Origin of the sequence: Sphingobium sp. 15-1 (genome assembly GCF_013375535.1) — a bacterium.
Classification (GTDB): Bacteria; Pseudomonadota; Alphaproteobacteria; order Sphingomonadales; family Sphingomonadaceae; genus Sphingobium; species Sphingobium aromaticivastans.
On the sequence record NZ_JABXJG010000002.1, the window covers coordinates 270553 to 285456 of the forward strand.

The following is a 14904-nucleotide window of genomic DNA, read 5'->3' on the forward strand; positions in this document are numbered from 1 at the left end:
TCGCGTGAGGGCGCGCTCGAAATGGCGCTGAACGGCCCCAATGTTAAAATGATCTGGTAAGATTGACGCCGATTGTCCGCGGCGGGCCGTATTGACCGGGCATGGGCGAACCAAGCGCGGTCGTCGCGACGATCAAGCTCGACACATAGGTGTCGTTGGTCAGGTTCTTGATATAGGCCGATCCCGACCAGCGCGTGTCTGGAGAGGTCCACCCCAGATAGAGATTGACCAGCGTGCGCGCAGGCTGACGCGCCTCCACCGTATTGAAATGGGTGAAATACACCTTGTCGAACCATGTCGCGCTGACCCTGGGAACGATCTCGCCAATGCCGGTCCCGATCGCGTAGCTGATCTGTCCGCCGATCTGATATTGGGGTGCGCTCGGCAGGCGATTGCCTTCGAGATTCTGGAGTCCCAACTCCGGGTGGGAGGGGTCCGTATCAAAGAAGCTCTTGAACTTGGCGTCGAGATAGGCGCCGTTGAGCGAGATCGTGACGGCATCGACCGGACGGGCCGTCAGCTCCGCCTCCAGGCCGCGCACGCGCGCGCTGGTTGCGTTCTTCGTGACCAGCGAAACAAGTTCCGCAACGCTTTCCTGAAGGTCCTTATAGTCGTAGCTGAAGGCAGACAGGTTGAGCCGGAGCCGCCGGTCGAACGCGTCGAGCTTGAAGCCCGCCTCATAATTTGTCAGCTTCTCGGGCCGGAAAGCCGGCTGCACGTTGCCGATGTTAAAGCCGCCGGACTTGAACCCTTTGGAATAGGTCGCATAGACGAACAGGCCTGCGCTTGCCTGATAGCTCATGGTGATCTTCGGATCGAACGAACTGGCTTTCGTCTTCTGGTCCGCCCGTCCGAGCCCGAGAAGGCCCTGAGTGGGGTCGAAAGCCACATTCAGTCCGTTATCAAGGACGAATGGCGACAGGATGTCGAGCTGCTGCTCTTCTGCGATCCGCTTCTTCTCATGGCTGTAGCGCGCCCCTATATCCAGCTCCAGCTTTTCGGTGAGGTGAATGCTCGCCTGGGCGAAAACCGCCTGCGCGTCAGTCTTCACCCGCCCGAACGATCCGTAGAACTCGTAAAAGACGTCGGGATCGACAAGGGCGCCCACGCCAAACGCGGGACCGAGCACCGAACCCTTCAGCGGAACCTGATTACTGGCCGAATTGGTCTCATGGTAGAGATAGCCGCCCAGGATGAGGTCGGCAAAGGCGCCGATCTTCTGCGACAAACGAAGCTCCTGCGTTATCGTCTCCGACCGTTCGGTGATGTACATGCGGCTCAGCTCCGCGGTCGATCCGTCTATGTTGGTCTGCTGGGACGCGAAGAAGTGGCGGTATGCGGTCAGAGAGGTTATCGTCGTGCGGTCCGACAATTCGAGGTCGGCTTGACCGGTGAAACCGTAGGTCTCAAGATTCTGGCGAGGGCCAAAACCCGCCGCATCCTGCTTGTCCGACGGAACCGTCCCACCCAGCGCAAGCGCGACGGGGACGACCGACTGATTGCCGCGCCCGGCGAAGCGGTAGCCCCCGGAATTGTCCCTTTCCTTGGAATAATCGGCGGAGAGCCGGAATGTCAACGCAGCGGAAGGCCTGAACTCCATCTTCGCGCGAACGCTGCGGCTCCGTTCGTCGTTCACGTCTTCCCCGGTGCTGAGATTGCGGCCGTAGCCGTTGCGATCCACCGTGCGGAAGGACAGCCGCGCTCCGACGGTGGAAGACAGGGGACCGCCAATGGCCCCTTCCGTGCCGATCAGTCCATAATCCCCGACGGTTCCCGTGAAATAGCCGTTCAGATCGGACCCCGGCGCCCGCGTCAGGATATTGATGGTGCCGGCAATGGCGTTCCGCCCATACAGCGTACCCTGTGGGCCACGCAGCACTTCCACGCGGTCGACATCGTAGAAGCCAAGGAGCGCAGCCTGGTTGCGGCTCTGGTAGACGCCGTCGGCATAGAGCGCGACGCGGGCTTCATTGCCGGGTGCGATGCTGTTGTAGCCGATGCCGCGGATGAAGATGAGGGCATCGCCATTGTTGCGCTGGAAGGTCAGATTGGGGATTCTGTCGCCCAAACCTTCCAGATTGCTGATGCCGCTCTTGCGCAAGGTGCCGCTGTCGACGGCGGATATGGCGATCGGCGTCCGCTGGACCGAGGACGAACGTCGTTCCGCCGTCACGACAATGTCCGCAATACCGCTTTCGGGGACCGCGCGACCGTTGACCTGACGATCGTCCGAAGCGCCCGATGCCGTCTGTGCAGCCGCCTGGTACATGGGCGTCAACGCCGCCGCTGCACACACCGACATCCGCGTAATCACACGCGTTTTCATGAAAATCCCCTCCTTTATCACTTGTTCTGCTTTGCTTCTCGGAAAACGGGATCGCCCCATATCGCAATGTTGAATGGCGTTCCCGATCAATCAAATCGGCCCGGACATCGCATCAACGAGCCTTTTATACATGCGACGTGCCCGCGTTGAGGCATTGTCGATACTCAACATGACGGGCGAGCAGTCAAATATATCACTTTCTCCAACACGCATCTGCTGAGCTTCTATCATCGGCTTGTCTTCCGCGCCGAACGCGATGGCCAAGCTCTCCGTGAACATCGCATTATATTTCTCGTCATCGACTCTGTAGTTGCGGCTATTGCAATATAGATAATGAGTGGAAAATGCGGATTCAGGCGTCATGATGTGCGCAGCCGTGCTTTTGATCATTCTGTCGGAACGGCCGATCGGCTCCAGATCGGTGGTCAAGAGCATCACCCCATTGGGATGCCAGCGCACCATGGTTTCCATGTTGACCAGCATGTCCGGGTCCGGCAATTCCGACCGCCAGATCGGGATCGCCTTCTCGTCACGGGCGATCCATGTCACCTGAACCATATCGTCGATCTCTTCGACGCGGGGCTTCGCCCTGGAGAACGAGCCGCCGCCAAGCGTCTCGGCATGAAGATAATCGCCATGGCTCAAATCAAGGATATTGTCTTCGAGCAGGCGGTGATCGGCTTTCGTCGGCATATAGCCTTTGCTGAAGGCATGCCGCGGCGTCCTGTCTATGAAGGACAGGTCCGGTATCGCGGCCTGGTCGACCAGGTCGGCGTTGCCGATCCAGATCCAGAGGATCCTATGGCGCTCGACCACCGGATATGGCTTGACAGCCAGAGCCGAAACGATGGGGCCATGCGGATTATCGACGCAATTGCCGGTTTTGCCGTCATAGGCAACGCCATGATAGCCGCATCGCACCACATCGCCAGCGATGCTGCCTTTGCTGAGTGGCGCGCAGCGATGAGCGCATCGATCTTCGACAGCGCGCGGTTCGCCTTCCCGGTTGCGCCATATCAGGATCGGTTCCGAGACGATCGTCCGCGCCAGCCGATCATCGTTGCCGAGTTCGTCCGCCCAGGCGGCGGCATACCAGCAATTTTTCAGCCATTGGGTCATAGCTTTTCACCTTCACGGGCTTGGCCCTCTTCGGCGGCGATCATGCGCGCCAGGACACGGCGGGCGCGCACGCCACCCGCATCGCCAGGCAGCAGAACGGGTCTGAGCGAATCGAAATGCGCATCACCGATCATCGCCTGCTGCGCTTCCAGCACGGGCAGATCCTCCTCCTCGAACGGGATTCGAAGCGCTTCTGTCTGCTTCCGGGCGATGTCATGGGCGCTCGCGCCGAGCGACAGAGGCGCGCACATGCCGTAGAAATAATGCGTCGTCCCCTGACTCTCGGGCGTGAAAAAATGAATGCTGGGAGTCACGACCCCTTCTTCGGGCGGGCGGCCAGCCGACACGGCCCCTCCCCAAAGCTCGATCAGCGCAGGCGCGCGCCAGCGGCAGTCGAGCCATCGATCCGCCAGCGTGCCAGGCGGGATGTTGAAGACATCGGCCAGGTAGGGCGGCAGGTGATCATCGGTCATGAAGCGCTTCGACCACACGATGTCGCCTTCCTGATAGGACTGGATTTTGGCCCGCCGCACCGCTTCGGTCGAGAAAAGCGGATGAAGAAATTCGATATGGCTCAAATCCATGATGTTGTCGGATTCGAGTTCATAATTGGCGTGCACCCTCAGATAGCCATGGCCCACCGCGTAAAGATCAGGCTCCAATATCGAAAAGACCGGAATCTTGGCCGGATCGGCCAATTCAGGGTCGCCCAGCCAAATCCAGACGGCGCCATATCGTTCGACGACCGGGTAGGCAGGAACATGCAGCGCCTGGACGATGGAACCGTGCGGGTTGAGTACGCAGCGGCCGTCACCGCCAAATCGCAGGCCATGATATTTGCATTGGATCGCGCCCTCGACGAGATCACCGATATGCAACGGCACGAACCGATGGGGGCAGCGGTCGCTCAAGGCTTTGACGGCGCCTTCCTGGTCGCGGAAGAGGACAACGGGCTTTTCCAGAAAGATGCGATGGAGAATGTCACCCGCATTGAGCTCTTCCGCCCATGCGGCAACATACCATATATTTCTAAGCGCACGCATTTAAATCCTCACCAAAACCGATTATTAAGCCGCAAGATAACTTCATAAAAACCGGGAAATATGATTTTATCATTGAGTCATGATTTTATTTTGAATTTTTCATTTCATCGATCCATTTCAAATCGGTGATTTGAAAACTTTCGAATAATTAAATATGAAACCGGATTACCATTCCAGGTTTACAGGCAGCACGGACGGACGTATAGCCATTGAGTGTCCGTTTTTTTGCACATATCGTCCGGAACTCGTCATGGATGTGCTGAGTGATATTTTTCATTCCGTTCGCGTTAACGGGTCGGCGCTCGTGGAGACCCGATGCGGTGGCGATTGGGGCATCGACATGGTGCCAAGCACCAGCGGAATACCATTTCACTACATAACCAAAGGCGAATGTTGGCTATTGAGCGAAGATGGGCCGGTTCCGCTGCACGAAGGCGACCTGGTCGTCGCAATGCATTGGCCGCCCCATGCACTGGCGGCTAACATAAAAAGCAAGCTGATGACGGCCGAGGAACTGGTAAGCTCGAACAATTCGGAATTTTGGAAAGGCGGAACATTACAGCGCCCGAACACCTTGACCGCGGGAACGGGCAGGAAAACGGTCACGATATTGTCCGGACTTCTGGCCCTGGAGGGAAGAGGATCGGCGGCGTTGATCGATCAGCTTCCCAGCCTGCTTCACCTGCGGGCGAAGGATGACAGCCTGGGCCTGCAACTTCGCATGGCGCTTCAGTTCATACAGCATGAAAGCAAGAACCTTACCCCCGGTTACATGGCGGTCGCAGATCAGATGACCAAGCTGCTGTTCATCCAGATTCTTCGATCAGCGCTGTCGCAACCGACAGTTCCCATCGGTTTGTTGGCCGGACTGGTCGATCCGCACATCAAACAGGCTCTGGCCGCGATCCATGCCCATCCTTCCAACCGGTGGACGGTTGCCAACCTTGCCAAAAGCTGCGGCCTCTGCCGGACCGTTTTCGCGGAGCAGTTCAAGAGCCTCATCGGGATCACGCCGATCCACTATGTCACGCGATGGCGGATGACGCTGGCGGAAGAGATGCTGATGCAATCCGATCTCAGCATAGAGGGTGTCCGACAAAAACTCGGATTTTCAAGCGGCTTTTCCTTCACGCGCACCTTTCGCGCCCATAGCGGACTTTCGCCGCGCGAATATCGACGGTCCGGTCCAGGAAAAGAATAGAAGTCGTCAATTTTGGCGCGAGCAATTGCCAATTCTAAACGAACGACATCCAAATCGCCAAATCCGACGCCCTCTTTCCATTACTCTTTTTCGACCGAATTTTTCCGCCGGCGCAGCAATAGGATCTGCGCCGCAACCCCCAGGACGAGCGCCAGAAGCAGAGCCGCCTGCGCGCCAAGCAGAAGTGGGGATTTCATGTCCGTCACCAGCGGATGGCCATCTGGCACCCGGCGAAGCGTTTCGGATACGGTGGGCGCCATCAGCAGGAAGACGGTGACGCTCAGGAAAACCGTCTCCAGATAGATGGCAGCCCATCCGAGGATGGGCAGCCGGTCGAAGCCATATCCGGCGAGCAGAAGCGCGATCGTCGCAATGCCGATGCCATAGCTCACCGGCTGGTGGGCGACGAGGAAGACCGATACCGCGCCGATCGCCATGGAGGCGAAATAGATTTTGCCCGCCATGCTTCGCGGAACGATCCGGCCGTGACGGGCCAGCATGTAGAGGGCTGCGGGAATGGCGGGCAGGCTCCCGATCGTATGGACCCAGCCCAGGGGAGATATTCCGAACATGTCTTCTTCCTTTAAAGCGTGGACGAAAATGCGCGCGTTTGCGATCCCGAACAGGCCGGGACAGCGGGTTCAACAGGATGTGAAGCGCAAAGGACTAGAGGCGGAAACGCCCCGGCAGCAGCCATCGCGCCATGGTGGTGACGGTCGCGCACCCGGCGGCATACCAGATGATCACATAGAGCGGATCATTGACCGGGCAGCAGAAGGCGAAGATCAGCGCCCCTGAAGTCGCCGCCGCCATGCCGGCCGCCAGCGCGCTCCCTTTGGGATAGGTCGGCGCGCCCCGCCGCATCAAATGAGTCATGACCGCCAGGATCGGCAGCGACATGACCAAGATGGACGAGGCGCATAGCAGGCCATGGACCGGCGCGAGACGATGGACAAAGGGGCTTCCAACGCTGTCCGCCGATCCCACCAATGCTCCCGCGCTCATGGTCATGCCCGTCAGCGCCAGCATAAGGAGCAGACCCCGGCCAGGCGTGGTCATCGGGGAAAAGGATCGAACCGCGATCGCGCAACTGACCACCGCCAGCAGGGCGAGGCTGCCCAATTTCCAAAGCATGTAGGCGGAGCCGATCACCTGCCCCATATCCGGCCGCATCAGGCCCAGCCCCAGGATCGCGGCCAGTTCGGCCGCCCAGAACAGGAGCAGAAAGGCGGCATCGCGCCACGGGCTGCGGCGCTTGACCGGCATGAGATTGGCGGACAGGCGGAGGATGAGGGCGTCATTCGACATCGGGCGTCTTTTCTATGAATGCGGTCAGGCGGGCGAGGCCGCGATGAATGTTCATCTTTACGGCGGACGGAGAGAGGCCGGTTTCCCGGCTCGCCTCTTCGATGCTGTATCCATGCAACTTGACCAGGGCGATGACCTGGGCTTGCGCGGGGCGGAGTTGTTCGAGCAGGCTGGCGAGGACCGAGGCGCTTGTCACCGATGCCTCATGATCGACGACGGAGAGGGTGTCGGGCAACTCCCCGGTCGGACGGCGCTCCAGGCTGCGCAGTTGGTCGATCCATTTGCGTCTGGCTATGGCCGCCAGCCACAGTCCCAGTGGATAGGCCGGATCATAGGTATGGCGGCGGCGATGCACCGCCAGCAATGTCTCCTGCACGGCATCGTCGACGTCGCCATGGGGCAGGCGGCGCTGGAAATAGCGATGCAGCCATGGGGATATTTCGCTGAGCAGGCGGCGATAGGCCCCGCCATGCCCACCCTGCGCCGCGACCATCCATTCGCCCCATTCATCCGCGGCCTTTGCCGGCTCGCCACGCATCCTGGGACGGGACGGATCGGGGGTCCGCATCATGATCGAAGGCAGGCGCATGATGCGATATTCGGTGAAGAGACGGGATAAGTCACCGCAGGGCGGAATTTTTTGAAATTTTTCCCGCCACCGGGCTTCACGGTTTCTTGCGGGCCCATATCCATGTCCACGGTTTCGCCATGGATGAGGGCCTTGTCCGCTTCGTCGAAATCATCCAGATTTCGCTGAAATGGATGGCGGAGAACAGAGATGAGCTTTCAGGCGGCGCTTCCGCGAATCCTGCGTGTCGGTGGCGGCATCTCACGCGAATTGGCGCCGTTGCTGGGCACGCTGGGCCTGTCGCGGCCGCTGATCGTGACCGATCGCTTCCTGCGGGATAGCGGGCGCTCCGATGCGTTGATGGACGATCTCCGCGCGGCCGGGATGACCGCCCGCTTATTCGCGGACACCATGGCTGAACCGACGGCCGCCTCCATAGAAAGCGCCCGCGCCTTTTTGGCGGAGGGCGATCATGATTGCGTCGTCGGCTTTGGCGGCGGAAGCCCCATCGACAGCGCAAAGGCGATTGCGGTGCTCGCGATCCATGGCGGCGCCTGCCGCGACTATAAGGCGCCCTGCCTCCTGGATGCGCCGGGCCTGCCCATCATCGCGATACCGACGACGGCGGGCACCGGGTCGGAGGCGACGCGCTTCACGATCGTCACGGACGAAACGACCGACGAGAAAATGTTGCTGGCCGGGCTCGCCTATCTGCCGATTGCCGCGCTGGTCGATTTTGAACTGACCTTGACCATGCCGCCGCGCCTGACGGCCGACACCGGGATCGACGCGCTGACCCATGCGATGGAGGCGTATGTGTCGCGCCGCGCCAATCCGTTTTCGGATAGCTTTGCGCTCTCGGCCATGCGGGCCATTGCCACCAATTTGCGGCGCGTATGGGCCGATCCGGAGGACCGGGCGGCACGCGAAGCGATGATGTTCGGTTCGACCCAGGCCGGCATCGCCTTCTCGAACGCCAGCGTCGCGCTGGTCCATGGGATGAGCCGGCCGATCGGGGCGCATTTCCATGTGCCGCACGGCCTTTCCAATGCGATGCTGCTGCCCACGGTCACGGCCTTCTCGGCGCCGGGCGCGCTTGGACGCTATGCCGATTGCGCGCGGGCCATGGGGATTGCCGCACCGGATGAGGGAAACCAGGGCGCCGTCGGCAAGCTGATCGACGATCTGGCTCGCATCAACGAGGAACTTCGCGTCCCCACGCCTGCCGCATTTGGCATCGACCCTGGCGAGTGGGAGGCGATCCTGCCGCTCATGGCCGAGCAGGCGCTCGCTTCCGGATCGCCCGGCAACAACCCGGTCGTGCCGGATGCCGATGAAATCCAGGCGCTCTATCGCCGGGCCTGGAACCATTGACATGGCCTAGTGACGGGCGCGCTCCGGCAAAAGCCGGGCAGTCTTTCGCTTTGCCTGCCGCTACTCCGCGGAAAAGGGCGCCGTGCATGGAACCGGAACCCTTGACGCTGGATCGCCCCAATCATAGTCCGTCACAGGTTGATGCGGCATTCGGAGACATATTCCCATGGAAGACATCGCCAAGGATCGTCCGCCCGGATACCGTTACCCACGGCGGGACTCATTGGCGCTGATCCGGCAGCTTTCCGTCATCGACGACCGCCGCAACGCCCTGCTGCTCGTGCTGCAATGGCTGATCATGATCGCCGCCGGCGCGATCGCGATACACGTCGACCGGATTCCGGTTTACCTGGCTGCCGGATTCGTCATCGGATCGCGCATTCAATGCCTGGCGGTGATGATGCACGATGCATGTCACGGCATGCTGTTCAGCAATCGCCGCGTCAACGATCTGATTGGCGACATTTTCGTCGCCTATCCGCTCCTCATGAGCATCGATCTGTACCGCGCGAACCACATGCAGCATCACCGCTACACCAACACCGTCCGCGACTATGACTATCGCGTCCAACGGAAGGACCCCGACCAGCATTTTCCGAAAAGCCCCGGCGCCATGGCCTGGCTGCTGGTTCGCAGCGTGACCGGCCTCAATTTTTATCGCGTGGCGCGGGCCGGCCGGGTCTGGGCGCCCTTCGCCAATTTTCACAATCCCGGCCGCTTCGGTTTCGATTATCGCCTGACGCTGCGGCTCCGCTATGCGGCCTGGGCCGTGCTGGTCTACGGCCTGATCCTGTGGTCACCCCTGCGTTGGCAGATATTGGGCCTTTTCATGATCCCGCAATTCATCTGGGCCAATGTCTTCAACCGGATCCGGGCCATAGCCGAGCATAATGGCGTGGCCGACGAGCGGGAGCTCAACGGCACCCGCACCGTCATCCCCACCCTTCTCGACCGCTTTCTGATCGCGCCCTTCCATGTGAGCTATCATCTGGAACATCATCTGTTCCCGTCGGTGCCATGGCCCAACCTGCGCCGGCTGCACATGCATCTGATGACCGATCCCGCCTATGCGGCGGAGGCGCATGTCACGCGGGGCTATTGGGGCGTGATCAAGGAGTTGATGCCGCCCGCCGCGACGGACGCGACCATGCTCGTCGCGCATTCCGAGGCAAAACCGTAACACTGGGCGTCCAACGGCGGGAGAGACGTCCGCTTCCCTGCAAGGCGGACTATCCGACTTTGCGCCCTTGCACCTGTTCGGATATGCGTCGGGCAAGCCCCCGCTCGACGAAGCGCGCTTTGAGAAGGCACTCTTCCCATTCCTCTTCCAGCACCGAATCCGCCACGATTCCCGATCCGACCCCGAACAGCGCCGTGCCGAGGCGGCCGTTGACCCCCGGCCGCAAGCGCAGCGTCCTTATGGCGACATTGAAGCGGCCGCGCCAACCCCGGACCTGATCCGAACCTTCGCCCCGTTCCGTCCGAGCGAATGCCCCGATGGCGCCGCAATAGGGGCCCCTGCTCCAATGTTCCACCTCATGGATGATTTCCATGGCCCTCATCTTCGGCGCGCCCGTGATCGATCCGCAGGGAAACATCGCCTGGAGGATTCTCGACATTGCGGGAGGGCCGTCGACCCGGGACGAGATGCCCGTCGTCATCTGAAAGACGGTGGGATAGGTTTCGACCCGGAAAAGCCGATCGACTTTCACGCTGCCGGGTTGGCTGATGCGGGAAAGATCGTTGCGCATCAGGTCGACGATCATCAGATTTTCCGCCCGGTCCTTGACGCTTTCCGCCAGTTCGCGGGCAAGGCGCCTGTCGCTTTCTGCATCGGCGCCGCGGGGCCGTGTGCCCTTCATCGGGCGGACCTTAAGGGTATCGTCGCTGAGCGAGAAGAAAAGTTCGGGCGAAAAGGAGAGCAGCCAGTCCCGGCCGTCGAAGATCAAGGCCGCAAATCGGGCGTTCGCCTCCGGGCGGATGGCGCGGTACAGGGCGAGCGGATCGCCCCGCCATCGTCCCTGCAGCGGAAATGTGAGATTGGCCTGATAGATGTCGCCCGCCTCGATCGCGTCCTTCACGCGACGGAAAGCGGCGGCATAGTCCTGGAAGCCAATGACCGGCTCAAGCGGGTCGAGATGCGCGTCGCGACGGGCCATTCCCGAAAGCCAATGGTCCACGGCGTCAGCGGGAAATATCCGCGGCTGCGGGAAGGCGAACAGGCGCAACAGCGGCGACTTGCGCCATTGCCGGTCCAGCAAGGGATGAAGGCGGGGCTCCAGCGCATAGCCCGCCTCATACCCTATCCAGCCGGCGAGGTGCGCACCGTCCTCCACCAGCGCGTCGGCATGCCGCAGCGCGTCGGCCACCTCGCTTATGGTCGCGGCGGTGACGGTCGCATAGGGACTCTCGTAAAGAGCGGCCGTTCCCTTTTCGAGATCCTCCAACAGCACGAAAGGCCGACGGCCCAGCGCGCTCATCGCCGTCAGCGCTCGAAAATGGCGGCGAGACCCTGACCGCCGCCGATGCACATGGTTTCCAGCCCATAGCGCGCCTCGCGACGGCGCATCTCGTTCAGCATCGTCGCGGCGATGCGCGCGCCGGTGACGCCGATCGGATGGCCGAGGGAAATGCCCGAGCCATTGACGTTGAGCCGGTCGAGGCGGCTGTCATCCTCGCTCCAGCCCCACGCCTTGACCAGCGCCAGCACCTGCGCCGCAAAGGCTTCGTTGATTTCAATGAGGTCCATATCGTCCCAACCGAGTCCAGTCCGCGCAAACAGCCGCTCGACCGCGCCAACCGGGCCGATGCCCATGCGCGAAGGGTCACAGCCAGCCGCCGCCCAGCCGACGAACCAGCCGCTCGGTTCCAGGCCAAGCTTGGCGAGCTGATCTTCGGCAACGACCAGGCAAGCGGCGGCCGCGTCATTCTGCTGGCTGGCGTTGCCGGCCGTCACCACGCCGCCCTCGATGGGCTTCAACGCGCCGAGGGTTTCCAGCGACGCATCTTCGCGGAACCCTTCGTCGCGGTCGAAGATCACGGACTCGCCGCGCTTCTGCGGCAAGGCGACAGGGACGATCTCGTCAGCGAACTTCCCCTCGCGCCAGGCGGCGGCGGCGCGCTGATGCGACCGGACGGCATAGGCGTCCGACTGCTCCCGCGTGATCCCATAGTCGCGGGCGAGATTTTCGGCGGTCTCGATCATGCCCGTGATCACGCCGTAACGCTCGATCGGCTGCGACATCAGACGGGCGCGGGTGAGCCGGTCGTGCAGTTCGACGCTGCCCATGCGCGCGCCCTTGCGCAGCGCGGTCGAATAATGTTCGACATTGGACATGCTTTCCGCGCCTCCCGCGACGACCACGTCGGCAGCGCCGGTCTGGACCATCATCGCAGCCTCGATGATCGCCTGGAGACCGGAGCCGCAGCGGCGGTCGAGCTGGAAGCCCGGCACATTCTGGGGCAGCCCGGCGGCGAGCCAGGACCAGCGGCCGATGCTGGGCGCCTCGCCGCTAGGGTAGCCATGTCCGAAGACGACATCGTCGACGCGCTCGGGGTCGATGCCGCTCCGCTCGACAAGCGCCTTGATGATGGTGGCCCCAAGCTGTCCCGCCGTGAGGGAGGACAGCCCTCCCCCGAACTTGCCGACGGCGGTCCGAAGAGGCGAAACGATCGCGGCGCGGCGCAGTATCATGATGTCAGCTCCTGAAGTTCTGTAAATTGGTCGATGGCTTTAGATCGCCCGCTCGAGTTGGCCGGCGGCAGCCCTGAGGTCGGGAAGATATTGGTCGATCAGATGCTCGCGGCTGTGCGCCTCGGAAAAGGTCGCCACGTTGAGCGCGGCGAGGATGTTGCCGTTCCGGTCGCGGATCGGCACGGCAAGCGAACGCAGCCCGATCTCCAATTCCTCCTCGACGAGACTCCAGCGCTGTTCGCTGACCGCGCGCAATTCGGCGCGCAGCGCCTCGGGCAAGGTGATCGTTCGCTCGGTCCGCGCTTCAAGCACGGCGCCCGACAACCATTGTTCGAGCCCGCCACTCGCCAGCGAAGCCAGGAGGACGCGCCCCATGGAGGTGCAATGGCTGGGCAGCGTGCTGCCCACCATGAGCGGCGCGGCGATCACCTGATTGCGCTCGGCGCGGGCGATGTAGATGATGCGGCCGGGGTCGGAGGGGTCGAGAGCGCCGACCGAAACCGTTTCCTGAAGCCGGTCGCGCAGCGCGTTGGCGACCGCCTGGCTGGCGCTGGCCAGGGGCGTGGAGGTCAGGAACCCCGCCGCCAGCGGAAGCAGCTTGGGCGTCAGCGAATAGCGCCCGCCATGCTCCCGGACATAGCCCAGGCGCATGAGCGTGTGCAGACAGCGGCTCGCGCTCGCCCGGTTCAATCCGCTCAGGCGGGCCGCCTCCGCTATGCTGAGCGAGGATTTCCCCTCGAAGGCGCGCAGCACGCCCAGCCCCCGCGCAAGCGAAAGCATGAAGTTCGGGTCGGCGGTTTCGCTCGCGGCGGACATGAGCATTGACCTTTTACCAATGAACGATTATTGATTCTTATGTTCGATAATCGGACAGATAGAGGTTTTTATGGCAAAGCGCAAGATATTTCCCGACGCCGATGCAGCGCTGGAGGGAATCCTCTTCGACGGCATGACGATCATGTCGGGCGGGTTCGGGCTTTCCGGCAATCCGGAGCATCTCATCGCGGGCCTGCTCCGGAACGGGGTCAAGCAACTCACCATCATCTCGAACAATTGCGGCGCGGACGGGTTCGGCCTCTGGACCCTGCTCAACAACGGCCAGATCCGGAAGATGGTCTCCTCCTATATCGGGGAGAACAAGCTGTTCGCTGAACTCTATCTGTCGGGGCAGCTTGAACTGGAACTCAATCCGCAGGGCACGCTGGCGGAGCGCATCCGCGCGGGCGGGGCCGGCATTCCGGCCTTCTATACGAAGACCGGCGTCGGAACCGTGGTCGCGGAGGGCAAGCCGGTCGAGGAATTCGAAGGCGCGCTCTACGTGCGCGAGACCTGGCTGCGGGCGGATGTCTCCATCGTGAAAGCCTGGAAAGCCGATCCCGAAGGCAATCTCGTCTACCGGAAGACGGCCCGGAACTTCAATCCGAACATGGCGACCGCGGGGAAGATCACGATAGCCGAGGTGGAGGAAATCGTTCCCGCAGGCGCGCTTGATCCCGACCAGGTCCATACCCCCGGCATCTATGTCGACCGCGTGATCCAGGGGCCATCCTACGAGAAGCGGATAGAGTTCCGAACCACGCGGCCCCGCCAGGAGGAGAAGGCCTGATGCCCTGGACACGCGAGGAAATGGCGGCCCGCGCCGCCGGCGAGCTGCAGGACGGCTTCTATGTCAACCTGGGCATCGGCATTCCGACGCTGGTCGCCAATTATGTGCCCACGGACATAGAGGTCGTCCTTCAGTCCGAGAATGGCCTGCTCGGCATCGGCCCCTTCCCCTATGACGATGAGGTCGACCCGGACCTCATCAACGCCGGCAAGCAGACGGTAACGACCCTGCCAACGTCCAGCTTCTTCAGCTCGGCGGACAGCTTCGCGATGATCCGCGGCGGCCATATCGACCTGGCCATATTGGGCGCGATGGAGATTGCGGGCAATGGCGACCTCGCCAACTGGACGGTGCCGGGCAAGATGATCAAGGGCATGGGCGGCGCCATGGACCTGGTCGCAGGCGTGAAACGTGTGGTCGTGGTGATGAGCCACAGCGACAAGGCGGGCAATCCCAAGATCGTCGAACGCTGCACCCTGCCGCTGACCGGCACGGGCGTCGTCGATGCCGTGATTTCCGATTTCGGCCAGTTCCTGCTCGATCGGGATCGTGGCGAATTGATCGTGCAAGAACTGGCGTCAGACCTCGACATCGCATTCGTCCGCGCTCGAACCGGCATTCCCGTCCGGTCGGCCTGATCCTCTTTTCGCGACCGCGATGCAAAG

At 61.9% G+C, this 14904-nt stretch carries 14 protein-coding genes; 5 read left to right on the forward strand and 9 right to left on the reverse strand.

Annotated elements, in window-relative coordinates; genetic code table 11:
• Nucleotides 1–43: 43 nt before the first annotated feature.
• The 3 genes from HUK72_RS17490 to HUK72_RS17500 all read right to left on the reverse strand — a co-directional run bounded on the left by HUK72_RS17490 (nucleotide 44) and on the right by HUK72_RS17500 (nucleotide 4488).
• Nucleotides 44–2326 (reverse strand): TonB-dependent receptor, encoded by a 2283-nt coding sequence (locus HUK72_RS17490; RefSeq protein WP_176598084.1) that lies wholly within the window; start codon nucleotides 2324–2326, stop codon nucleotides 44–46.
• A gap of 90 nt (nucleotides 2327–2416) precedes the next feature.
• Nucleotides 2417–3445 (reverse strand): aromatic ring-hydroxylating dioxygenase subunit alpha, encoded by a 1029-nt coding sequence (locus tag HUK72_RS17495; RefSeq protein WP_176598085.1) that lies wholly within the window; start codon nucleotides 3443–3445, stop codon nucleotides 2417–2419.
• Nucleotides 3442–4488 (reverse strand): aromatic ring-hydroxylating dioxygenase subunit alpha, encoded by a 1047-nt coding sequence (locus HUK72_RS17500; protein WP_176598086.1) that lies wholly within the window; start codon nucleotides 4486–4488, stop codon nucleotides 3442–3444. The genes HUK72_RS17495 and HUK72_RS17500 overlap by 4 nt, the downstream gene beginning before the upstream one ends.
• A 250-nt stretch (nucleotides 4489–4738) precedes the next feature.
• Between HUK72_RS17500 and HUK72_RS17505 the strand changes: the two genes are divergently transcribed.
• The gene (locus HUK72_RS17505) at nucleotides 4739–5689 is read left to right on the forward strand and encodes an AraC family transcriptional regulator (protein ID WP_176598087.1); all 951 of its coding nucleotides are present in this window, start codon (nucleotides 4739–4741) and stop codon (nucleotides 5687–5689) included.
• Nucleotides 5690–5769: 80 nt separating this feature from the next.
• Here HUK72_RS17505 and HUK72_RS17510 read toward each other — a convergent pair whose 3' ends face one another.
• From HUK72_RS17510 to HUK72_RS17520, 3 genes are all read right to left on the reverse strand, one after another.
• On the reverse strand, nucleotides 5770–6261 hold the full coding sequence (locus tag HUK72_RS17510) for a hypothetical protein (RefSeq protein ID WP_176598088.1): 492 nt from the start codon (nucleotides 6259–6261) through the stop codon (nucleotides 5770–5772).
• Nucleotides 6262–6355: 94 nt separating this feature from the next.
• Nucleotides 6356–6997 (reverse strand): NrsF family protein, encoded by a 642-nt coding sequence (locus tag HUK72_RS17515; protein WP_176598089.1) that lies wholly within the window; start codon nucleotides 6995–6997, stop codon nucleotides 6356–6358.
• On the reverse strand, nucleotides 6987–7490 hold the full coding sequence (locus HUK72_RS17520; RefSeq protein WP_176598859.1) for a sigma-70 family RNA polymerase sigma factor: 504 nt from the start codon (nucleotides 7488–7490) through the stop codon (nucleotides 6987–6989). The genes HUK72_RS17515 and HUK72_RS17520 overlap by 11 nt, the downstream gene beginning before the upstream one ends.
• Nucleotides 7491–7775: 285 nt before the next feature.
• Here HUK72_RS17520 and HUK72_RS17525 point away from each other — a divergent pair, with 285 nt between their 5' ends.
• Both HUK72_RS17525 and HUK72_RS17530 read left to right on the forward strand, forming a co-directional pair.
• Nucleotides 7776–8939, forward strand: coding sequence for an iron-containing alcohol dehydrogenase (locus HUK72_RS17525; protein WP_176598090.1), 1164 nt, complete (start codon nucleotides 7776–7778; stop codon nucleotides 8937–8939).
• A gap of 166 nt (nucleotides 8940–9105) precedes the next feature.
• A complete protein-coding gene (locus tag HUK72_RS17530; protein WP_176598091.1) occupies nucleotides 9106–10119 on the forward strand; it encodes a fatty acid desaturase family protein in 1014 nt (337 codons plus the stop codon).
• Nucleotides 10120–10168: 49 nt separating this feature from the next.
• On the opposite strand, the gene pabB is transcribed toward HUK72_RS17530, so the two are convergent.
• The 3 genes from pabB to HUK72_RS17545 are packed head-to-tail and all read right to left on the reverse strand — an operon-like array spanning nucleotide 10169 to nucleotide 13449.
• Entirely contained in the window at nucleotides 10169–11419 is a 1251-nt protein-coding gene (gene pabB, locus HUK72_RS17535; protein ID WP_176598092.1) for an aminodeoxychorismate synthase component I, read from the reverse strand.
• Nucleotides 11420–11424: 5 nt separating this feature from the next.
• Complete coding sequence (locus HUK72_RS17540) at nucleotides 11425–12633, reverse strand: acetyl-CoA C-acetyltransferase (protein WP_176598093.1); 1209 nt, start codon at nucleotides 12631–12633, stop codon at nucleotides 11425–11427.
• Between the two features lie 39 nt (nucleotides 12634–12672).
• The gene (locus HUK72_RS17545) at nucleotides 12673–13449 is read right to left on the reverse strand and encodes an IclR family transcriptional regulator C-terminal domain-containing protein (protein WP_255325845.1); all 777 of its coding nucleotides are present in this window, start codon (nucleotides 13447–13449) and stop codon (nucleotides 12673–12675) included.
• Between the two features lie 70 nt (nucleotides 13450–13519).
• On the opposite strand from HUK72_RS17545, the gene HUK72_RS17550 reads away from it, so the two are divergent.
• Both HUK72_RS17550 and HUK72_RS17555 read left to right on the forward strand, forming a co-directional pair.
• Nucleotides 13520–14239: a CoA transferase subunit A gene (locus HUK72_RS17550; RefSeq protein WP_218036165.1), complete on the forward strand. Its 720-nt coding sequence runs from the start codon at nucleotides 13520–13522 to the stop codon at nucleotides 14237–14239.
• The gene (locus tag HUK72_RS17555) at nucleotides 14239–14877 is read left to right on the forward strand and encodes a 3-oxoacid CoA-transferase subunit B (RefSeq protein ID WP_176598095.1); all 639 of its coding nucleotides are present in this window, start codon (nucleotides 14239–14241) and stop codon (nucleotides 14875–14877) included. The genes HUK72_RS17550 and HUK72_RS17555 overlap by 1 nt, the downstream gene beginning before the upstream one ends.
• Nucleotides 14878–14904: the final 27 nt, after the last annotated feature.